The organism is Enterovibrio litoreus, assembly GCF_045679545.1.
In the GTDB taxonomy this organism is placed as follows: domain Bacteria; phylum Pseudomonadota; class Gammaproteobacteria; order Enterobacterales; family Vibrionaceae; genus Enterovibrio.
The window spans coordinates 3,463,356-3,483,951 of sequence record NZ_CP166194.1; the positions used below are offsets into that span (position 1 = coordinate 3,463,356).

21 protein-coding genes are annotated in these 20,596 nt (G+C 48.7%); 13 read left to right on the forward strand and 8 right to left on the reverse strand.

Annotated elements, in window-relative coordinates; translation table 11 throughout:
* Window position 1: 1 nt before the first annotated feature.
* Complete coding sequence (locus tag AB8599_RS15575) at window positions 2-559, reverse strand: Sua5/YciO/YrdC/YwlC family protein (RefSeq protein WP_407331761.1); 558 nt, start codon at window positions 557-559, stop codon at window positions 2-4.
* Between the two features lie 229 nt (window positions 560-788).
* On the opposite strand from AB8599_RS15575, the gene purE reads away from it, so the two are divergent.
* Window positions 789-1,274, forward strand: coding sequence for a 5-(carboxyamino)imidazole ribonucleotide mutase (purE, locus tag AB8599_RS15580; protein ID WP_407331762.1), 486 nt, complete (start codon window positions 789-791; stop codon window positions 1,272-1,274).
* A gap of 2 nt (window positions 1,275-1,276) precedes the next feature.
* A complete protein-coding gene (locus tag AB8599_RS15585) occupies window positions 1,277-2,413 on the forward strand; it encodes a 5-(carboxyamino)imidazole ribonucleotide synthase (protein ID WP_407331763.1) in 1,137 nt (378 codons plus the stop codon).
* A 61-nt stretch (window positions 2,414-2,474) separates the two neighbouring features.
* Here the strand turns inward: AB8599_RS15585 and AB8599_RS15590 are convergent, their stop codons facing one another.
* From AB8599_RS15590 to AB8599_RS15605, 4 genes are read right to left on the reverse strand one after another with little or no spacing between them, the layout of a single operon-like run.
* Entirely contained in the window at window positions 2,475-3,041 is a 567-nt protein-coding gene (locus tag AB8599_RS15590; protein WP_407331764.1) for a type I DNA topoisomerase, read from the reverse strand.
* Window positions 3,042-3,078: 37 nt separating this feature from the next.
* Window positions 3,079-3,555, reverse strand: a complete 477-nt coding sequence (locus AB8599_RS15595) for a DUF494 family protein (protein ID WP_407331765.1) — start codon at window positions 3,553-3,555, stop codon at window positions 3,079-3,081.
* A gap of 2 nt (window positions 3,556-3,557) precedes the next feature.
* Window positions 3,558-4,655: a DNA-processing protein DprA gene (dprA, locus tag AB8599_RS15600; protein WP_407331766.1), complete on the reverse strand. Its 1,098-nt coding sequence runs from the start codon at window positions 4,653-4,655 to the stop codon at window positions 3,558-3,560.
* Window positions 4,656-4,657: 2 nt separating this feature from the next.
* On the reverse strand, window positions 4,658-5,692 hold the full coding sequence (locus tag AB8599_RS15605) for a LysM peptidoglycan-binding domain-containing protein (RefSeq protein WP_407331767.1): 1,035 nt from the start codon (window positions 5,690-5,692) through the stop codon (window positions 4,658-4,660).
* A 119-nt stretch (window positions 5,693-5,811) separates the two neighbouring features.
* On the opposite strand from AB8599_RS15605, the gene def reads away from it, so the two are divergent.
* From def to AB8599_RS15630, 5 genes are all read left to right on the forward strand, one after another.
* The gene (def, locus tag AB8599_RS15610) at window positions 5,812-6,324 is read left to right on the forward strand and encodes a peptide deformylase (protein WP_407331768.1); all 513 of its coding nucleotides are present in this window, start codon (window positions 5,812-5,814) and stop codon (window positions 6,322-6,324) included.
* 7 nt (window positions 6,325-6,331) lie between these two features.
* Window positions 6,332-7,291 (forward strand): methionyl-tRNA formyltransferase, encoded by a 960-nt coding sequence (gene fmt, locus AB8599_RS15615; RefSeq protein ID WP_407331769.1) that lies wholly within the window; start codon window positions 6,332-6,334, stop codon window positions 7,289-7,291.
* Between the two features lie 102 nt (window positions 7,292-7,393).
* A complete protein-coding gene (rsmB, locus tag AB8599_RS15620; protein WP_407331770.1) occupies window positions 7,394-8,671 on the forward strand; it encodes a 16S rRNA (cytosine(967)-C(5))-methyltransferase RsmB in 1,278 nt (425 codons plus the stop codon).
* A gap of 73 nt (window positions 8,672-8,744) precedes the next feature.
* Window positions 8,745-10,121 carry a Trk system potassium transporter TrkA gene (trkA, locus tag AB8599_RS15625; protein WP_407331771.1) on the forward strand — a complete coding sequence of 459 codons (1,377 nt, stop codon included), beginning with the start codon at window positions 8,745-8,747 and terminating at the stop codon, window positions 10,119-10,121.
* 15 nt (window positions 10,122-10,136) lie between these two features.
* Entirely contained in the window at window positions 10,137-11,582 is a 1,446-nt protein-coding gene (locus AB8599_RS15630) for a TrkH family potassium uptake protein (RefSeq protein ID WP_407331772.1), read from the forward strand.
* 20 nt (window positions 11,583-11,602) lie between these two features.
* Here the strand turns inward: AB8599_RS15630 and AB8599_RS15635 are convergent, their stop codons facing one another.
* Both AB8599_RS15635 and AB8599_RS15640 read right to left on the reverse strand, forming a co-directional pair.
* Entirely contained in the window at window positions 11,603-12,268 is a 666-nt protein-coding gene (locus AB8599_RS15635) for a hemolysin III family protein (protein WP_407331773.1), read from the reverse strand.
* An 88-nt stretch (window positions 12,269-12,356) separates the two neighbouring features.
* Window positions 12,357-13,148 (reverse strand): sporulation protein, encoded by a 792-nt coding sequence (locus AB8599_RS15640; RefSeq protein ID WP_407331774.1) that lies wholly within the window; start codon window positions 13,146-13,148, stop codon window positions 12,357-12,359.
* Between the two features lie 180 nt (window positions 13,149-13,328).
* On the opposite strand from AB8599_RS15640, the gene AB8599_RS15645 reads away from it, so the two are divergent.
* The 6 genes from AB8599_RS15645 to AB8599_RS15670 all read left to right on the forward strand — a co-directional run bounded on the left by AB8599_RS15645 (window position 13,329) and on the right by AB8599_RS15670 (window position 18,544).
* Entirely contained in the window at window positions 13,329-14,354 is a 1,026-nt protein-coding gene (locus AB8599_RS15645) for a GGDEF domain-containing protein (protein WP_407331775.1), read from the forward strand.
* Window positions 14,355-14,576: 222 nt separating this feature from the next.
* Window positions 14,577-14,741, forward strand: coding sequence for a hypothetical protein (locus AB8599_RS15650; protein ID WP_407331776.1), 165 nt, complete (start codon window positions 14,577-14,579; stop codon window positions 14,739-14,741).
* A gap of 105 nt (window positions 14,742-14,846) precedes the next feature.
* Window positions 14,847-15,113 carry a YihD family protein gene (locus AB8599_RS15655; protein WP_407331777.1) on the forward strand — a complete coding sequence of 89 codons (267 nt, stop codon included), beginning with the start codon at window positions 14,847-14,849 and terminating at the stop codon, window positions 15,111-15,113.
* Between the two features lie 251 nt (window positions 15,114-15,364).
* Window positions 15,365-16,792 (forward strand): cytochrome c oxidase accessory protein CcoG, encoded by a 1,428-nt coding sequence (ccoG, locus tag AB8599_RS15660; RefSeq protein WP_407331778.1) that lies wholly within the window; start codon window positions 15,365-15,367, stop codon window positions 16,790-16,792.
* 126 nt (window positions 16,793-16,918) lie between these two features.
* On the forward strand, window positions 16,919-17,905 hold the full coding sequence (locus tag AB8599_RS15665; protein WP_407331779.1) for a serine/threonine protein kinase: 987 nt from the start codon (window positions 16,919-16,921) through the stop codon (window positions 17,903-17,905).
* A gap of 36 nt (window positions 17,906-17,941) precedes the next feature.
* Entirely contained in the window at window positions 17,942-18,544 is a 603-nt protein-coding gene (locus tag AB8599_RS15670; RefSeq protein ID WP_407331780.1) for a thiol:disulfide interchange protein DsbA/DsbL, read from the forward strand.
* A gap of 69 nt (window positions 18,545-18,613) precedes the next feature.
* Here the strand turns inward: AB8599_RS15670 and AB8599_RS15675 are convergent, their stop codons facing one another.
* The gene (locus AB8599_RS15675) at window positions 18,614-20,140 is read right to left on the reverse strand and encodes a YifB family Mg chelatase-like AAA ATPase (protein ID WP_407331781.1); all 1,527 of its coding nucleotides are present in this window, start codon (window positions 20,138-20,140) and stop codon (window positions 18,614-18,616) included.
* Window positions 20,141-20,596: the final 456 nt, after the last annotated feature.

Consider the following 20,596-nt stretch of genomic DNA (forward strand, 5'->3'; position numbering starts at 1 on the left):
TTCAGCCTTGACGTAGCACCTTACCAGAACGCGCATCTCGGATCTCGGTTGGCTTATCACGACCGCCAATTTTTCCGTTCAATACGCACGGCACACGCTCGCCAAGCTGAGCAATCACTTCATCAGCAGTTCTGCATGGCTCTTTACCACTTAAGTTGGCGCTCGTCGAAGTGATCGGTTTTCCATATGCCATGCACAAAGCCTGAACATCGGGGTGATCAGATACCCTAACAGCAACCGTATCAAATTGACCCGTTACCCAGCCCGTGATTTTCTTGCCAGCAGGCATCACCCAAGTCACAGGGCCTGGCCAAGTCGCTAGCACGTCATCTTTGACATTGTCACTCAGGCCATCAAGGTCAATGTAACCTTCTAGCTGCGCCAAATTTGCTGCAATTAAAATTAAGCCCTTCGCTTTATCTCGTTCTTTCACCAACAACAAAGCTTCCACGGCTTGCGCACTATCAGGGTCGCAACCGACGCCAAATACCCCTTCTGTTGGGTACGCTATCACCTCACCGCGAGCCAATGCAGCGACACACTGTTCAACATTCGCCAAGGTTTTTCTCCTAATCAGGCATTCCTAAATTCGACATACTATGACGAATTTCCAGAGACGTTCTCAACATTTTTGTCACATATCGAAACACACTTGTTAGTTTACATTCCATCCTATTCGAGTGTGCTTGCAGCGAAACGCACTGACGCAAACGTTTTCCTTGTGGTTTTTTACAGATATAATGGCGCGCAATTTCACTTCGCAGTACACGGTAGTCACAGGAGAAGATATGAAAGTCGGCATCATCATGGGTTCGAAATCCGATTGGCCAACCATGAAAAACGCAGCAGACATGCTGGATCACTTCGGCGTTGCCTATGAAACCAAGGTGGTTTCAGCCCATCGAACCCCCCAGCTACTTGCAGAGTATGCCAATAATGCTGCTTCTCGTGGCATAAAAGTGATCATTGCCGGTGCTGGCGGCGCAGCGCACCTTCCCGGTATGACAGCTGCATTCACCAGTCTTCCTGTTTTGGGTGTACCTGTTCAGTCAAAAGCATTGAAAGGCATGGATTCACTGCTTTCTATCGTACAAATGCCAAAAGGTGTTGCGGTCGGCACCCTTGCAATTGGCGATGCAGGAGCAGCCAATGCGGGTCTGCTAGCCGCGCAAATCCTCGCGACCAGCGATAGCACCCTAATGACGAAAATCGATACTTTCCGCAAAACTCAAACTGAAACGGTGTTGGCTCACCCTGACCCGTCGGTAGATTAATCATGAATGTGCTGGTTCTAGGTGCTGGGCAACTGGCACGAATGATGGCGTTAGCGGGAGCCCCGCTAAATCTAAAAGTTAGTGCGTATGATGTACGAAGTGGCAATTTGGTTCACCCCGTCACACTTGAAGTGCTGGGTCATGGATTAGAAAACGGGATTGCAGACGCTGATGTTATCACTGCCGAGTTTGAGCATATCGCGCCTGACATTCTTAACATCTGTCAGGCCAGCGGAAAGTTCTACCCCGGAGAAGAGGCGATTCTGACTGGCGGTGATCGCCGCAAGGAAAAAACGTTGCTCGACAAAGCAAGCGTCAACAATGCACGTTATCACACCATCCTAAACCGTGAAGATTTTGATACGGCTATGAACACCATTGGTATACCAATGATCATTAAAAGCGCGCTTGATGGTTATGATGGTAAAGGGCAATGGCGTCTAAAATCCATTGATGATGCGGAATCTGTTTGGCTGGATATCGCTGCTTTTTTGCAAGCATCTCATCAAGGTGATCGTCAGTGTGTCATTGCTGAAGAGTTCGTACCGTTTGATCGTGAAGTGTCATTGATTGGCGCTCGCAACGCGAACGGTGAGATTGAAGTGTATCCGCTAACAGAAAACATCCACACCGATGGTATTTTAAGTGTTTCCGTCGCAGCGTGTGAAAACAAAGCATTGCAGGCACAAGCCGAAGCCATGTTTAAAGCCGTTGCGGACGCTCTCAATTATGTCGGCGTGTTAGCGATTGAATTCTTTGATGTGAACGGCAACCTCATGGTCAACGAAATAGCCCCCCGCGTACACAACTCTGGCCATTGGACGCAACAGGGCGCAGAAGTTTGCCAGTTTGAGAATCATCTGCGCGCAGTATGCAACCTACCGCTCGGCAGTGCTAATCGCATTCGTCCCACAGCCATGATCAACATCATTGGTGAGGTGACAGTGCCTGAAGATGTTATCCGTCTCGCGCATGTGCATTGGTACGATAAAGCACCACGACCGGGACGCAAAATCGGTCATATTAATGTTTGTGCCGATTCGCCAACCGAATTGGCAGATAAGCTAGAACAGATCGCGACACTATTAGCAGACGATGAATTCCCCGCAGTAAAACAAGCGGCATCTTCGCTTATCTAGAATACATAAAAGAAAAGCTGCAACATGCAGCTTTTCTTTTATTGCTCGTCGATCTTTCGCTCTAGCCCTGCTTCTGCTGGCATTTTTTACTAGCACATACATTGAACGTCCCCGCCGCCAATTTCTTCTCAAGCAACAACGGATACCCACACGTCTCACACATGCCTTTTATTGGTTTCAAATTGACTGCGAACTTACATTTTGGATAGCCATCACACGCATAGAAAGCCTTCCCAAAGCGCGATTTTTTCTCATGCAGCGCGCCACTATTGCACTCAGGGCAAGCGACCTTTATACCATTATCTTCTTCAGGTGCCTGGTCGCGCTTCTCAATGTGCTGACACGTCGGATAAGCAGAGCAGCCGATAAACATACCAAAACGCCCCTGACGCAACACCAACTCATTACCACATTCCGGGCACGGTAATCCAAGCGCTTTCACCACATGACCGTCGTTGTGATTCAGCGATTCAATAAAATTACACTCAGGATAAGCGGAGCAGGCTTTAAATGGCCCGCGTTTACTGTGTCTGATAACAAGAACGCTGCCACATTGTGGGCAGCGTTCTTCTTGCTCCAGTGCATGTTCGTGAGCACTGAAAAGCGATTCGTCAATTTTTCCAGCCAAAACAGATTCGCCTCAACTACTTATGGGGTGAGTCGCCTTAGTGAAGGTACTCGTCTTCTGCTGTACTGTAGAGCAGGTCTTCCATTTGATCATACGCGCGCTCATTGCCAGGCACGTTAAACAAAACCATCAAGATCACCCATTTCAGATCATCTAGGACAAATTCCTGCGTTTCTAACTCCATAACACGATCAATGACCATCTCACGAGTATCTGGACTCAGTACGCTGATTTGCTCCAAAAACATTAAGAACCCACGACTTTCAGTGTCCAATCGATCCATTTCTTTTGGTGTAAAGATACGAACCGAGGTCAACGCACTCCCCGTCAAATAAGGGGTCTTGTCAGCGTCTTGTAACAGAGCTAACTTTTCAAGCCAGTTTAGTGCTTTATAAATATCGTCCTGATGAAACCCTGCTCTGGAGAGTTCATCAGCCAATTCGTCCTGATCTACCAGCAACTCGACATCACTATGGATGTAAGTTTCAAACAGGTACATTAAGATGTCCATCATGGCTATCCCCTCCTCGCTCTGACATAGCCACCGGGCACTGCGGATACCAGCCCCAGTAGCTCTAGTTCTAACAACTTCATCATGATTTCGTGAACGGGTTGATCGCAGATTTCTGCAAGCACATCGACACACCTTACTTCATTTCCTACGTTAGCCAACAGTTCAGGAAATGGCAATTCTTCTTGCAAAACTTGATCCTGAGTCACGTCTAACTGGTGGTTAATTGCACAACCCGCTAGCGCACCAACTTGCTCTAAAATCTCATCAACAGATTCCACTAAAAACGCGCCCTGCTTGATCAGTCCGTTACTGCCTTTAGCATGTGGATTGTGAATTGATCCAGGTAATGCAAACACATCACGACCTTGCTCAAGAGCAAGGCGTGCAGTGATCAACGAGCCACTTTTCAGTGCCGCCTCAACAACCAGTACACCAGTAGAAAGACCACTGATAATACGATTTCTTCTCGGAAAAAATGCAGGTTTTGGCGGCGACCAAGGCCACAACTCTGACACTAAGGCACCGTTTGACGTAATGTCTTTTGCAAGATCACGATGGCGGGAAGGGTACACCTTTTCAAGCCCAGAACCTAATACTGCAATGGTATTCCCACCCGCATCGAGAGCGCCACGATGTGCTCGACCGTCGATGCCCAGCGCCAAGCCACTAGTTACCACAACATCATGCTGAGCCAATGCATGGGCGAACTCATGCGCCAATGCTAGCCCTTCAGCGCTAGCATCTCGGCTACCAACAATCGCTATCTGGGGAAGCGACAAGGTTTCAGGCTTACCCTCTACGAACAAGAGGGGCGGTGCACCGGAGATTTGCTTAAGGAGATAGGGATAACGCTGATCGGTAAGGCTGATGATGTGCCTATCTGGCAACGAACACCATGCCATGCACTTATCAATGACCGACATGTCTGGGTGACGAAATGCATGAATTTGCATGGGCTTAAAGCCCAACGCAGCCAAATGAATATCTTCAAGTTCAATAAGTTTTTCTGGCGGGTGTTTGCAGATAATTTTACTGACAGCATTGCCGCCCAGCCTTGGCACGGCAGCCAGCCGTAGCCAAGACTCTAGTGAAGCATTCACGCCTACCCTTCAGCGGATATTACAGGCATATCCACCTTTAAAGGTTTATCCGCATCCACCACCATCGCTAAGCTAAAGAAAGGATAGCTCCGGATCACCAGCAATTTCCCTGCCGAACTAGATGGCAATAATTTAGCCTCTGATGCGAGTGCAGTATTGATGCCCGAATCGTACTCCATGTCACCCGTACTTCCCTTCATCGCCGCCCCCGGAACTATCACTGACAATGCATGACCAGCACCGACTCCGTCAAATGAACCGAGGTCAACCACCACGATTTGTCGATGACCGACATAGTTGCTGCCATAAAGGTGACCGACCATAGTACCCACCAAGCCTTGAGGCGCTGGCTGAGGATGGAATATCTCCCCCGTCTTGACACCTAAAGCAGGCAATAAAATGTCGTTAGGCTTAATTTCTTGATTTTGCCTGACCAATTTCATCTCTGACATATCATCAATTGAGCGAACTTTTTTGGCTTCCCCCACTTTCTTCAGGCTTATCATGCGAACTACCGCATCCCCTTTTTCGCGCTCAAAATTTGTCACCGTTCGATAGATAAACCAATCGTCGCTGTCGAGTTCTTTATTGGCGAAGAATGGCGTTCGCATGGAAATGTAGTTCCAGCCGTCTTGACTACCGAGCACTCTCGGCGCCAAGTTATATTCTCGCTCGTCAATTAAGGTGTCGTAAGTCAGATATTGGCGCAGGATAGAAGCCGAAGCACTATTGATGGGGGCCGACTCTGACCGGTTAACGCCAGCTGTGTAAGTCAAACGAGGTTTACCATCTTGCCATGTTAACCTCAGCACATCGCCAGGATAGATAAGATGTGGATTCTTAATCTCAGGGTTTTGTTGCCACAGTTTTGGCCATTGCCATGGATTGGTAAGGTACAAGCCGGAAATGTCCCACAAGGTGTCACCTTTACGCACTGTATAAGAACTCGGCGCATCCTTTGATACTTCAATACCCGCCGCCATTGTCGCTGCTGACACCATGCCAACCAGACAAAGCGTGATGAGCTTTTTAAACATCCTATGTCTCCAAAAGCATACTTTCATTTGGATGCTGTCATTTGAATCGCAAAATGTCTAGAATTAGCCCAATTACCAAAGCCGGATACGGCACAGTTCAACAATTTTAAGAGACGTTTATGAGTGTATTGCAGGTTTTAACCTTCCCGGACGATCGCCTACGCACGGTGGCTAAACCGGTAGAAAGCGTCACACCAGAAATTCAAAAATTCATCGATGACATGCTAGACACCATGTACGACGAAGAAGGTATTGGCTTAGCGGCAACGCAGGTTGATGTTCACCAACGCATTGTCGTGATTGATATCTCTGATTCGCGTGACGAGCCGATGGTACTGATCAACCCGGAAATCATCGAAAAGCGCGGTGAAGATGGTATTGAAGAAGGCTGTCTGTCTGTTCCTGGCGCACGTGCGTTAGTGGCACGCGCATCTGAAGTGACCGTGAAAGCGCTCGACCGTGATGGCAACCCTTATCAATTCGATGCCGACGATCTGCTGGCTATTTGTGTACAACACGAATTGGACCACCTTGAAGGCAAGTTGTTTGTTGATTACCTGTCGCCGTTAAAACAACAGCGCATCAAACAAAAGCTAGAAAAGATCAAACGCGCTAACGAAAAAGCCAACTGAGGTTTCCTTGAGCAAATCACTACGTATTGTCTTTGCCGGCACGCCGGATTTCGCCGCCCTTCACTTGGCGGCGTTGTTGTCTTCGCACCATGAGGTGGTCGCGGTTTATACCCAACCAGACCGTCCAGCTGGGCGTGGGAAAAAACTCACAGCAAGCCCTGTTAAAGTGCTGGCGCAAGAACACAATATCCCGGTTTATCAGCCTGCCAGCCTAAAAGCGGAAGACGCGCAGCAAGAGTTAGCCGCGATTGATGCCGATATCATGGTAGTGGTGGCGTACGGCCTTCTGCTACCAAAAGTGGTACTCGATACGCTGCGCCTTGGTTGCATCAACGTGCATGGTTCTATCTTGCCACGCTGGCGTGGCGCTGCGCCTATTCAGCGCGCTATCTGGGCAGGCGATACCGAAACGGGTGTCACCATCATGCAAATGGATGAAGGCTTAGATACTGGCGATATGCTAAAAATCGCAACCCTGAGCATTGATCCAAAAGAAACCAGTGCCACGCTTTATGAAAGATTGGCGGAACTTGGGCCGGATGCATTGGTTGATTGCTTGGATGATATTGCAGCGGACAAAGCTGTCGCTGAAAAGCAGAATGACGAGCAGGCAAACTACGCCAAAAAATTAAGCAAAGAAGAAGCACAGATCGACTGGAGCATGAGTGCCGTTGAAATTGAGCGCTGCATTCGCGCTTTCAATCCATGGCCTGTGAGCTATTTCACCCTGACCGTCAACGATCAAGGCGAGCACAACATCAAAGTATGGGATGCCGACGTCGAGACAGGCCAAAGCAACAGTGTCCCTGGTACCATCTTGTCGGCAGACAAAAAAGGCATTCGCGTTGCCACGGGTAACGGTGTGCTATGTCTGACGTCAATCCAGCCTCCGGGCAAGAAAGCCATGAGTGCAGCAGATATGCTCAACTCACGCCGCGACTGGTTTGAACCTGGCAACATCCTGTAATGCCGGAGGCCAGCTTGCTGGCCTTTTTTAGTGGTTAGTAACACTTTTCGTCACTCGCTATGTTGTTATCACAGCGCGTGACTTCCTGACAAAGGTACCTTAATGAACGTAAGAGCTGTCGCTGCACAGGTTATCTATCAGGTGGTCGATCAAGGACAATCACTGTCTGCGGCGCTGCCGCCTGCTCAGCAAAAAGTGGCACCGCGAGATGGCGCACTGCTGCAAGAAATCTGCTACGGCGTACTGCGCTGGCTTCCGCGCCTTGAATCCATCACCCAAAGTCTGATGGACAAGCCGTTGAAGGGAAAACAACGTGTGTTCCACCATTTGATCTTGGTGGGCCTATATCAAATAAGCTTCATGCGTATACCGCCACATGCCGCCGTTGCCGAGACGGTCGATGCCACCAAAGTACTTAAAAAGCCACAGCTTCGCGGCCTTATTAATGCCGTATTGCGTAGCTACCAACGCAACCAAGAAGCATTGGGTGCCGCAGCTGTCGCGCATGACGCTGGCAAATATGGCCATCCAGGTTGGTTGTTGAAGCTGTTGCAAAACGCCTATCCAGATCAATGGAAACAGGTTGTTGAAGCTAATCACGAAAAAGCCCCAATGTGGCTTCGCGTTAACCGCACTCATCACACCCGAGATAGCTACCGCGCACTGCTGACCGACATAGGCATCGACACCGATATTCACTCAGAAGCAGAAGATGCACTCAAGCTTGCCTCACCGTGCGATGTGACTGCGCTACCGGGCTTTGCTGAAGGCTGGGTGTCCGTTCAAGATGCTGCCGCACAGCTTTCAATCAATTATCTCAAGCCGCAATCTGGCGAGCTGATTTTGGATTGTTGCGCCGCACCGGGTGGAAAAACCTGCCATATTCTTGAACACCAAGCTGATGCGAAGGTTGTTGCGATGGATGTCGACGCCACCCGCTTACTGCGCGTGAAAGAAAACCTCCAACGTTTGCAACTCAATGCACAGGTGATATGCGGGGATGCACGTTATCCTGCTGACTGGTGGCAGGGTGAGCAGTTTGATCGTATCCTGCTTGACGCGCCATGTTCTGCGACAGGTGTTATCCGTCGCCATCCTGATATCAAATGGCTGCGACGTGCTGACGATATTGCACAACTTGTCGCGTTGCAATCCGAAATCATGGACGCTATGTGGGCACAGTTAAAGTCAGGCGGCACCATGGTTTACGCAACCTGCTCGATCACACCACAAGAAAACAGCGAACAGGTAACAGCGTTTCTTGCTCGCACTAGTGATGCAACGCTAAAAACAGGCACTGCAGACAAGCCCGGTCGCCAAATTTTGCCGGGACAAGAAAACATGGATGGATTCTATTACGCGGAACTAAAAAAAGCGTAGTGGTGCCAGTACGGGTGCGGCAACGCCCACCCGTAAAACCAATAAAACATGAACTGAGGTTCAGGCAGACGTTATGAAAATTATCATCTTGGGGGCCGGGCAAGTCGGCGGTACATTGGCCGAAAACCTCGTTGGCGAAAACAATGACATTACCATTGTCGATAAAAACCCTGAGCGCCTCAGAGAACTACAAGACAAATACGATTTACGCGTCGTTCAAGGGTATGCCAGCCATCCTTCTACACTATTAGAAGCGGGCGCGCAGGATGCTGACATGCTGGTTGCGGTCACCAACTCCGACGAAACCAACATGATTGCTTGCCAAGTCGCCTTTACCCTCTACAACACCCCCAATCGCGTCGCGCGAATCCGAAGCCCTGAATACCTTGCAGCTAAAGAGCAGCTATTCCAAACCGATGCTTGCCCAGTCGATCACTTGATTGCACCAGAAGAATTGGTGACAAAGTATATTCATCGTTTGATTGAATACCCGGGTGCTTTGCAGGTGGTAAACTTTGCCGATAACAAAGTCGGCCTTGTCGCCGTCAAAGCCTATTATGGTGGCCCACTGGTGGGGAATGCGCTGTCAGCCCTTCGTGAACACATGCCCCACGTTGATACCCGCGTTGCTGCCATATTTCGCCGTGACCGCCCTATTCGCCCGCAAGGCACTACCATCATTGAAGCCGATGATGAGGTATTCTTTGTCGCTGCCAGTAACCATATCCGCTCCGTGATGAGTGAACTTCAGCGTCTTGAAAAGCCCTATAAGCGCATCATGATTGTGGGGGGAGGAAACATTGGTGCTGGACTGGCACGCAGCCTAGAGCGCGCGTATAGCGTGAAGCTGATAGAGCGTAATCCACAACGCGCAGAGCAACTGTCCGAAATCCTCGAGAACACCATCGTATTTTGCGGTGACGCCTCGGATCAAGAATTGTTGAGTGAAGAGCATATCGATCAGATTGATGTGTTTATCGCTGTCACCAACGAAGATGAAGCCAACATCATGTCAGCCATGCTGGCAAAACGCTTAGGCGCAAAGAAGGTCATGGTGCTGATCCAGCGCAGCGCCTATGTGGATCTCGTGCAAGGTGGTGCGATTGATATTGCGATTTCGCCGCAGCAAGCAACCATTTCAGCCTTGCTCACTCACGTCCGCAAAGCTGATATCGTCAATGTGTCATCACTGCGACGTGGCGCAGCCGAAGCGATAGAAGCCATTGCACACGGGGATTCCAACACATCAAAAGTCGTTGGCCGTGCCATTGGTGATATTAAGCTGCCACCAGGCACCACGATCGGCGCCATTGTTCGAGAAGACGAAGTGCTGATCGCTCACGATAAAACGGTAATCCAACAAGACGACCATGTGGTGATGTTCTTAGTGGATAAGAAGTATATCCCGGATGTGGAAAGGCTGTTCCAGCCAAGTCCATTTTTCCTCTAATACGCCGAACTATGCATGGTTAATTTCAGACCCGTACTTTTCGTTATCGGGCTGGTCTTATCTAAGATCGCCCTTTTCATGTACGTTCCAACCCTCACCGCCTTTTTTTCTGGCACACCAGGGTTTCTTGATTTTGGCTTAGCAGTCATCATCACTCACGTTGCCGCCTTCCTTTGCTTAACTTTTGGCAAAACAGAGAACTTTCGGCTCAATGCCCGAGACATGTTTGTTATTACCACATTGGTGTGGCTTATCGCCAGCGCCTTTGCGGCACTGCCGTTTGTGTTTATTAACCACATTAGCTTTACCGACGCCTATTTTGAAACCATGTCTGGCATTACGACGACAGGCTCAACGGTATTAAGCCATCTTGATAAAATGGCACCTGCCATTTTGCTCTGGCGCTCAATATTACAATGGCTAGGCGGCGTAGGGTTTATCGTGATGGGCGTGGCCATTTTGCCATTTTTGAATGTCGGTGGGATGCGACTATTTCAGACCGAATCATCAGACTGGTCAGCAAAATCCAGCCCTCGCACCAAAAATGTCGCCACCAGCATCATGAAAGTCTACCTGTTCTTGTCGATACTCTGCTTTCTTGCCTACTGGCAAACAGGCATGACCCCCTTTCAAGCGGTAAACCATGCCATGACGACGATATCGACGGGTGGCTTTTCGACATCAGATGCATCGATGAATCGCTTTTCTCATTCCGCACAATGGGTGGGAACCGTGTTTATGTTTGCAGGCGGGTTACCTTTCTTACTCATGATGCAGTCTTTACGTCGACGCGATGTATCCTTGGTCATCAATGACGCTCAGATCCGCGGCTTTACCTATCTTGTACTGACCACCTCCGCGATGGTCAGTATCTGGCTTGTCACCCACAAAAACTACGCCATTGCCGATGCGATTCGCGTTTCCATGTTTAACATTGTCTCGGTCGTGACCACCACAGGGTTTGGATTGGATGACTTCACTGCGTGGGGGTCGTTTGCCTCAGTTATCTTCGCGTTTATGTTAATCGCAGGCGGGTGCTCAGGTTCAACGTCAGGCGGGGCGAAAATCTTTCGTTTTCAAATCGCCTTAGCGCTATTGAAAAAGCACATTCAGCAACTGGTTCACCCATCAGGCGTGTTTATTCAGCGCTATAACGGCAGGCCCGTTAATGAAAGTATTGTGCGCTCAGTGGTGGCATTTGCCATTACGTATTTACTTACGATTATTGTCGTCGCGATGATACTCGCAGCCACAGGGTTAGATGGCATAACCAGCCTCAGCGGTGCCATGACAGCCGTTGCCAATGTTGGCCCAGGTATGGGGCACATCATCGGGCCGACAGGGAATTTTGCCAGCCTGTCTGACACCGCAAAATGGGCATTGTGTATTGGGATGCTAATGGGGCGATTGGAGATATTGACGGTCTTGGTACTACTGTTTCCGGCATTTTGGCGCGATTAAATCGCGCCAAAAACGAACACCTAAACGCTTACTGGCGTGACATACCAATAGATAGCGAGAAAATGAAGCACAGTTCCACCCAATACAAATAAGTGCCAGATAGCGTGGTTGTAGGGAATGGAGGGCTTGACGTAGAAAATCACACCGAGGGAATACACCACGCCGCCTAACCCCAGTAATACCAATCCCGCCGTAGGGATCACATCGGCTAGCTGATAAACCACCACAATCGACACCCAGCCCATCGCCAAATATGTCGCCAGTGACAGTGATTTAAAGCGATAAACAAAGGCGATTTTCAGCACAATACCCACTAACGCAATACCCCAAATCAACGCCATCACACCAATCGCCAAGGGTGTGCGCAGGCTGATCAGCATAAATGGCGTGTAAGTACCCGCTATCAACAAGTAGATGGCGCAATGATCGAAGGTCTTCAGTGCGCGTTTGGTTTTTTCAAAAGGGATGGCGTGATACAAGGTCGAAGCTAGATATAAAACAATAATACTGGCGGCGTAGACACCATAACTGACGATACTCAGCGTATCAGCATCGCTATCCATCGCTTTTACAAGCAGCAAAATCAGCGCGACGATACCAAATAACACACCAAGACCATGGCTGACGCTACTGGCAATCTCTTCTTTCATTGAGTACGAGGGGGGGTCAGATACACAGGCCGTCATTGGACGCTCATCCTTCTAAATAAAACGACTTAAGCGAAACTGGCAATGAGTATGGCACATTTAAGCGTACACGTGTAAGCTTAAATTTTTATTCTATTTTGCTCAGAAATGCCTCGATGTGCTTAGTGGTTTGCGTCGGCAAGGCATCATGAGGGATCGTCAACGCGCGTCTCACTTTATTCGCGCCCACTAAACGCCCTAAGGCATCACCTACTCCTCCACTTTGTCGCGATAACACTAGCGCCAACTGCAATCCCTCATTATCTCGAGACGCCACCAGCTCGACGCGTCGCAAGCTTTCCATCAATCGGCCTGACACTGGCACCAAGGTAAAGCACTGCTCAAAAGGCAGGGAGGCACGTTCAACATCTTGGTTACTCACCATCTCAATGCGCAAGCCTGATTGCTCAAATCCTTCAAATACCGCATTCAGCAGCGCATCAGGCGTAACGGTCACCAAAGCCTCACAGGAGGCGTCTTTCGCCATTGGAATATCAAGACTACCCCTCACCCATATTTTGCCATCGCCCATTGATAACGGCGTATCCATCGGGATTTGAAACTGTGTGTCAAACTGTCGCTTCTCACCCGTCTCAAGCGCAAAGGTATCCGGTAGATGCCATTTAACCAGTGTATGTGTCATCCGTCGTTTCCGGCGCTTTTGGCCTTGCTCTCCGTTCGAGCGAATCTGCTCCCAGCCCATGTAATCACAGCAAAGCTCAAACGAAAGCGTATCAATTTGCTGGCGAGTACTCCCTCCCGTCACCAAAACGGTCGCTGACGTCGACTCCCCTTGAGCGAACGATGCTTTTGGCAAAACCAATTCAATCTCAGCACTGCCAACACCCACTTTTGCCAACGCTTTTTTAAACCACCCCATGGTGACGCCTCCTTATCCTATTCATTGCTAGATCCCTCGCACAAAAACCATTTTTGCTCAGTGTAGACATACGTTAATAGTGTTGCTGTCACTGCATCCCTCTAAATTCTACTAAGATTAAAAAACTGGTAATCAGCGGCATCGTTTCGCTCGCATGATAGAACGGAGAATAAGCCAGCTATGTCTAAAGATAATTTTGCGCTATCTACGGGATATTTAAAGAAAGTTGTTCCATTACTGATGAAATATCAGGTATCTGCAACACCGACGAATTACGCCCTGTGGTACACCTATGTCGCCGATGCTGACACCGAGCTATCGAAAGAAATCAATGAGTCGATTCAAGCCACCGGGACACTAAGCGAAGTACAATGCGAACAACTGTATCACTCTCATTTCGCCGATAAGAAAGTCAAAGAAGCTGATGACTTTCAGCAAAGCTTGCAAGCGTTAGCGCTAGAAATGGGCAACACCATGCAAGACACCCTCAAAGACACGGATACGTTCCAAAGCACGTTAGATAAAACCTTCTCGCAATTGGCTCGCGTTGGCGAAGAAACCCTCTCGATGGATGAAACCATTGCAATGGTTCGCAGCGCAGTCAAAGGGTCAAATCAGATCCGCCAATCCACCAGCTTTTTCAAGAACCAACTGGCCGATGCGCAAAAAGAGATTGAGCGACTAAAAGAAACACTCGCACAAGCCAATGAAGAGGCATTAAACGATGCACTGACCGGGCTCTTTAATCGCCGAGCATTTGACACAGAACTTAATGCGCTCGCAAGTAAGCCGCCACCAAAAGGGTTTTCACTTCTGATATGCGATCTTGACCACTTTAAAAGCTTTAACGATACCTATGGCCATCTCATGGGCGATCAAGTTCTGAAGCTCACCGCAAAACGCCTAACCGATTACTGCCGTGAAGGCATCCAAGCGTTTCGCTATGGTGGTGAAGAATTTGCGGTTTTGGTACCCAATCGCCAACTCAACGGGGCTTGTCGCGTGGCTGAAACCATCAGAGCAAGCATTGATAGGCTGGTCATCAAAGATAAAAAAACAGGTAAGAAGCTAGACAACATTTCTGTTTCTATTGGTGTTGCTCAATTCGAGAAAGGTGAGAAAATAAGTAGCTTAATAGGCCGAGCAGATGCGCTGTTATACGAAGCAAAAAATTTAGGTAGAAACCGCGTGATGCCCATTACCTAAAGGGCAAGCCGAGGTGTTTTTAATAAGTAATTTACGGCGACGATGAGCCGCCTTAAATTATTTTTAACTGCTGCTTTTTTCATCAGTTATTTTTCGTTATACTCCGCCCGAAAATCACACCCCAGAGTGAACACGCAGTAAGGCTCGCAGCCAACGGAATCCCTGACGTCACTTTGTATTTAATACTCGTCATGGATGCGCAATGAATGAGAACCCTAATAAATGCGCCCTGCTACTGTTCGTGTTACCCGTACTCCTGCACGTATGCGTTCAACCTCTTTTGCTCCGCGTTTTCAAGCAAAAACTGGAGTAAACACTGCACCAGATCTGACGTTAGTTCGTCCGACCCCCATCAATACTGAAGCGCCAAAGGGTGAAGCGGCCTAATCGCTTTGACACCACGTTTAATACCAGCGTGGTTTGCCCTGCATGAATCTGATACTGTAAGACACATAAAAACTAGGGCCAATTGCTCACTTTTTGGAGTCTTCAATGAAATGTCATCGCGTTAATGAATTGATCGAACTGCTTCAGCCTGAATGGCAAAAAGAGCCAGAATTAAATTTGATGGAAATGATCTGCAAACTGGCGTCAGAAGCTGGGTATGAAGGTGAGTTAAAAAACCTGACCGATGACGTACTGATCTATCACCTGAAAATGCGTAACAGCAATAAAGATGAGATGATCCCAGGTCTTGCTAAAGATTGTGAAAACGACTTCAAAACCGCCATCTTGCGAGCGCGTGGCATCATCAGCTAACAGCTTGTCAGAATACCGGACAGAAAAGCGAGGCCTTTGGGTTTCGCTTTTTTATTTCAAAACAATTATCTGCTTCATGCAAACCCCGCTCCTGCCAACCAATTTCCCACCACACGCACAGAATTCCCCGCATCGGCTACGTTATAATCTGTGGTCTATTGTTGAGCTAAGCCTTAATCAAATTATGCGTGGGCAACGTACCCATGCACATAGATCGGTGAAACCCGTTTGCCCCAAGGAATGCAGGTGCTATGAGCAAGGATAAAATCGACGTCAAAGACGTCACCGCGAAAGAGTTTAACCCCAAGACCCACAAAGGAAGCGGAGATCGCTTCAATCCAAGCAATCGTATTTATGTTCGAGAAGCAAAAGGGATCTACCAAAAACTACGCCAGAAGATGGGGTGGTTCTTCCTGTTGTTGTTTGTACTCACACCATGGATCCCCTACGGAGACCGACAGGCCATTCTAATTGATATCGGCCACCAGCAATTTAATTTCTTTGGCACGACGCTTTGGCCGCAAGACCTGACCTTACTCGCGTCTGTGCTGATGATTGCCGCCTTTGGCCTCTTCTTTATTACTACCTTTTTAGGCCGAGTATGGTGTGGTTACCTTTGCCCACAAACCGTGTGGACCTTCATCTACATTTGGTTTGAAGAAAAACTGGAAGGCTCAGCCAACAAGCGCCGCAAGCAAGATTCGCTACCTCCCACCAAATCACTAGTGATGAGAAAAGCGATCAAACACTTGTGCTGGTTTGCAGTAGCATTGCTGACGGGCCTAACGTTTGTGGGTTACTTCGTGCCCGTCAAAACGCTGTTTATTGAGTTTTTCACCTTCAGCAGTACCTTCTGGGTTACCTTCTGGGTGCTGTTTTTCAGCGTATGTACTTACGGTAATGCTGGTTGGATGCGCTCCATCATGTGTATTCACATGTGTCCATATGCTCGTTTCCAATCCGCCATGTTCGACAAAGATACCTTCATCGTTGGCTATGACCCAGCACGCGGGGAAAAACGTGGCCCACGCCCTCGCAAAAAAGACCCAAAAGAACTGGGACTGGGCGACTGCATCGACTGTAACCTCTGCGTGCAAGTGTGCCCGACCGGCATCGATATCCGAGATGGTTTGCAGTACGAGTGTATTAACTGCGGCGCATGTATTGACGCCTGCGACGAAACCATGGAACGCATGAATTACGCCAAAGGCCTGATTAGCTACACCACAGAACACAAGCTCGAAGGCCACAAAGTCGACATAGTGCGACCCAAACTGGTTGGGTATGGCGTAGTCATGGTTGCCATGTGTGCTCTGTTTTTCTATTTGTTGGCAGAAGTGCAGCCGATGCGTCTTGACGTTATTCGAGACCGCACAGAACTGTTTAGAACCAACAGCGACGGCTTGATTGAGAACACCTACACACTAAAAATCCTCAACAAAACACAACAGCCGGAAACTTACACATTATCAGTGACAGGTATTGATGGGATTGAATGGTATGGAAAACAAGAAGTGACGCTAAGGGCCGGTGAAGTATTCACACTCCCCGTGAGCCTTGCCATTGACCCATACGAACTCAGCACGCCAGTCGCCAATATCACCTTTGTGCTCAAACGGCAATCCGGTGACGACCAACAAACGGTAGAAACCGAAAGTCGCTTTATCAGTAAACTCTAAGCGATACATCACTTAAAAGGGCGCTAAGTCGCGCCCTTTTTGCTGCCACACATTTTTAACCGCAATCATCACCCGTCGTAGGATCTCTGATACCATCACGTATCATCACCAAACCCAAGTGATCCTATGAGCGACGCGCAATTTAACTACCAACAACTAACCCCAGACATGCTGCTAAATGCCCTAGAATCAGTCGGTATTCGTCCCGAATCCGGTTTATTGGCACTCAATAGTTATGAGAACCGCGTCTATCAATTTCAAGATGAACACCGTCGCCGCTTGGTGACCAAGATATATCGCCCACAGCGTTGGAGCGATGAGCAGATCCTCGAAGAGCACCAATTTGCGCTTGATTTGGAAAACGCCGATATTCCCGTCGCGGCGCCAATGCGCCTAGGTAACACGACCTTATTTAACTATGAAGGCTACCGATTCGCGGTATTTCCCAGTGTCGGAGGGCGTTCGTTTGAGGTAGATAACTGGGATCAACTCGAAATGGTCGGCCGCTTTCTTGGACGCATTCACCAAGTTGGCACCAGCAATCCATTCGTGCATCGCCCTACCTTAGGTCTTGAAGAATATGTCATGCAGCCAAGACGCGAACTGGAAAACAGCAGCTTCATTCCCATGCACCTCGAAAACAGTTTTTTTTCTGATCTAGACAGACTGATCGGCGTATTGAAATCACAGTGGAACGACAACTGGCCATCCATTCGTCTTCATGGCGACTGTCACCCTAGTAATATTTTGTGGCGAGATGGCCCGATGTTCGTTGATCTCGACGATGCGCGAAACGGTCCAGCCGTCCAAGATATCTGGATGCTGCTTAACGGCGATCGCCATGATCGCATTGCACAGCTAGATACCATTGCGGAAGCTTACTCGGAATTTCATGATTTTCCGCACCAACAATTGCAACTTATTGAACCTTTACGCGGTCTCAGAATGGTGCATTACATGGCGTGGCTGGCAAAACGTTGGCAAGATCCTGCTTTTCCTCGTGCATTTCCTTGGTTTGCTGAGGCAAAATACTGGGAAAATCAGGTCCTCGCCTTTAAAGAACAATTGGCAGCGCTTGAGGAGCCAGTATTGTCACTGACGCCTCATTGGTAGACCAACGAATAACTATACTCAGGGAGAAAGAACGTTATGTTGAAAAAACTGTTAGCCTTTGCGGCAGTCACCATGTTGGCCTTTTCGGCACATGCTGCGCGCTTTAATGCAGGTGAAGATTATCAGGTACTGGAATTGCCGAAGACCGAATCACCAACCGTGACTGAATTCTTTTCTTTCTACTGCCCACATTGCTACAAAAGCCAAGGCTTGATGGAAGAGTTGAAAAAGCAGATCCCCGAGAATGTCGCCTTTAACAAAAACCATGTTTCATTTATGGGTGGCAACATGGGTAAATCACTAAGCAAAGCACAGGCAACAGCAATCATGCTTGGCGTGGAAGACAAAATGATGCCGGTGATTTTTAACCGTATTCACCTTCTGCAAAAGCCACCGCGCAATGATGATGAATTGCGCCAAATGTTTATCGATGAAGGTGTAGAGGCCGAGCAATATGATGGCACCTTTAACAGCTTTGCCGCGAACGCGATGGCTAACCGTTTTGATAAAGGCTTCCAAGCATCAGGCTTGCGTGGCGTGCCAGCGGTTATCGTGAATGGTAAATATCACGTGACACCAAAAACCGTGAAATCGACCGATGATTACTTCGCGCTGGTGAACTTCCTGCTTACGCAGTAAAAAACAGACAAAATCAAAAAAAGGGCCGCTTGGCCCTTTTTTCGTTTAAGCAGAATAATTACGCCACATTTAACTCGCCAAAGAGGTCAATTGCTTGAGCAAACGATCCATTGAGCGATAGCCCAGCGCCTCGGCCAGGTGTCCGCGTTGAATATGTAGGTCACCAGAAAGATCAGCAATGGTCCTCGCCACTTTGATGATGCGATGATAAGCACGAATAGAAAGACCTAACCGATGCAAAGCGGTTTCAAGAAAATCTGCATCCGCTTTTGATAACGGACAATAGGTTTCTATTTCACGGCTTGATAGCAAGCAATTCACTTTCCCCGCCCGCGATAGCATGACATCTCGCGCTTTTTCGATCCGTGCTTTCACCACGTTAGTGGGCTCACCGCGATCACCGCCTTCAGTCAGCGTACCACGAGGCAACGCGGGAATTTCAATTGATAAATCAAAGCGATCCAAGAATGGACCGGATAAACGATTCAGATAGCGCAGCGTGGCTTGCGGATTCGATCGCGCCAATTGTCCTTCGTAATGACCCGTTGGGCTTGGGTTTAACGCCCCAATCAACTGAAAACGAGAAGGGAAGCGAGTTTTACTGTTCGCACGAGAAATCATCACTTCGCCAGATTCCAACGGCTCTCTCAATGAATCCAATACTTTGCGCTCAAACTCGGGCATCTCATCAAGAAATAGAATACCGTTGTGCGCTAAGGATATCTCACCCGGCTTAGGTACCGTTCCCCCGCCCACCAATGCTGCCATTGAGCTTGAATGATGCGGAGCACGAAACGGGCGCTGACGCCAATTGCCTTCGTGCAATGGGCGCTCGGTCAGTGAGGTGATGGCTGCTGTTTCCAGAGCTTCACTCTCACTCATAGGCGGCAATAAATCCGCCATTCGCGACGCCAGCATGGTCTTCCCTGTGCCTGGAGGACCTAAGAAAAGTAAATTGTGGGAACCTGCGGCAGATATCTCCAGCGCCCGCTTTCCTTGTTGCTGACCAATAATATCCTGCAGACAGCGATAGTTATCCTGAGGCGCCGTTTCCATATCATCAGGCTCTTTGAGCATTAAGCTGCCTTGCCCACTGAGATGGCGACACACAGCATTGAGGTCCGGAGCAGATAAGTGAATATCACGTCCCACCAAGGCAACCTGCCCACCGTTATCATCGGGAACGACTAACCGTCTGCCTGACTCCCGACAAACAACGGCAGCAGGCAAAGTGCCTTTTACCGCACGTAGTTGCCCGGAAAGCGCTAGCTCGCCAACAAACTCATGTTTAGAAAGCGCTGTCATCGGGATCTGCCCAGAGGCCGCCAATACGCCGAGCGCAATCGGTAAATCAAATCTCCCGCCATCTTTGGGGAGGTCGGCAGGCGCAAGGTTCACCGTAATGCGTCTCGCGGGGAACTCAAACCCCGAATTGACAATGGCACTACGAACGCGATCTCGCGCTTCTTTGACAGTGGTCTCAGCCAAACCAACCAAGTTGAAGGCAGGAAGCCCGTTACTAATATGCACTTCAACTGTCACTTGGGGTGCACCGACGCCGACACACGCTCGGCTTTGAATAATGGCAAGATTCATAATGCTCAGTAATTATCTATTTATCTATCAATTAGTTATGTGCATAAAGAGATAGTATTACTGCATTACGATGCGAAAAATGTAAAAACTGACCATTTTTTACTTGTCATGCGACGGACGTCTGTGATACCACTAACAGTAGACAACATGTATGCAAACAAACGTTGACATAGTCATACACAACCGACACAAGTGACGGTAAAAAACACAAAATGAATCAACTCACGCGCGCCCTAGTCATTATTATTTCAATTATCGTGGTGGTACTACCGCGAGGGGCTGCGACGGCGAGAAAATAACACACAAACATCGCAACCAGCCCCCGCATCGAAAGGTCCGGGGGCTTTTTTAACATTGGATGTCTGGTTGCAATCACGCGTAAGGAAATAGCGGCATGGAACCCTCTCAACAAGCAGATACAGCCTGCATCTCTCATACTCATTGTCACAGGAGGCT

Bases quoted from the DNA above. Each gene is read 5' to 3' on its own strand.
- purE (WP_407331762.1), top strand. From the start codon at position 789: ATGAAAGTCGGCATCATCATGGGTTCGAAATCCGATTGGCCAACCATG.
- AB8599_RS15585 (WP_407331763.1), top strand. From the start codon at position 1,277: ATGAATGTGCTGGTTCTAGGTGCTGGGCAACTGGCACGAATGATGGCG.
- AB8599_RS15595 (WP_407331765.1), bottom strand. From the start codon at position 3,555: ATGATGGACATCTTAATGTACCTGTTTGAAACTTACATCCATAGTGAT.
- AB8599_RS15605 (WP_407331767.1), bottom strand. From the start codon at position 5,692: ATGTTTAAAAAGCTCATCACGCTTTGTCTGGTTGGCATGGTGTCAGCA.
- def (WP_407331768.1), top strand. From the start codon at position 5,812: ATGAGTGTATTGCAGGTTTTAACCTTCCCGGACGATCGCCTACGCACG.
- rsmB (WP_407331770.1), top strand. From the start codon at position 7,394: ATGAACGTAAGAGCTGTCGCTGCACAGGTTATCTATCAGGTGGTCGAT.
- trkA (WP_407331771.1), top strand. From the start codon at position 8,745: ATGAAAATTATCATCTTGGGGGCCGGGCAAGTCGGCGGTACATTGGCC.
- AB8599_RS15630 (WP_407331772.1), top strand. From the start codon at position 10,137: ATGGTTAATTTCAGACCCGTACTTTTCGTTATCGGGCTGGTCTTATCT.
- AB8599_RS15635 (WP_407331773.1), bottom strand. From the start codon at position 12,268: ATGACGGCCTGTGTATCTGACCCCCCCTCGTACTCAATGAAAGAAGAG.
- AB8599_RS15640 (WP_407331774.1), bottom strand. From the start codon at position 13,148: ATGGGGTGGTTTAAAAAAGCGTTGGCAAAAGTGGGTGTTGGCAGTGCT.
- AB8599_RS15645 (WP_407331775.1), top strand. From the start codon at position 13,329: ATGTCTAAAGATAATTTTGCGCTATCTACGGGATATTTAAAGAAAGTT.
- AB8599_RS15650 (WP_407331776.1), top strand. From the start codon at position 14,577: ATGCGCCCTGCTACTGTTCGTGTTACCCGTACTCCTGCACGTATGCGT.
- AB8599_RS15655 (WP_407331777.1), top strand. From the start codon at position 14,847: ATGAAATGTCATCGCGTTAATGAATTGATCGAACTGCTTCAGCCTGAA.
- ccoG (WP_407331778.1), top strand. From the start codon at position 15,365: ATGAGCAAGGATAAAATCGACGTCAAAGACGTCACCGCGAAAGAGTTT.
- AB8599_RS15665 (WP_407331779.1), top strand. From the start codon at position 16,919: ATGAGCGACGCGCAATTTAACTACCAACAACTAACCCCAGACATGCTG.
- AB8599_RS15670 (WP_407331780.1), top strand. From the start codon at position 17,942: ATGTTGAAAAAACTGTTAGCCTTTGCGGCAGTCACCATGTTGGCCTTT.
- AB8599_RS15675 (WP_407331781.1), bottom strand. From the start codon at position 20,140: ATGAATCTTGCCATTATTCAAAGCCGAGCGTGTGTCGGCGTCGGTGCA.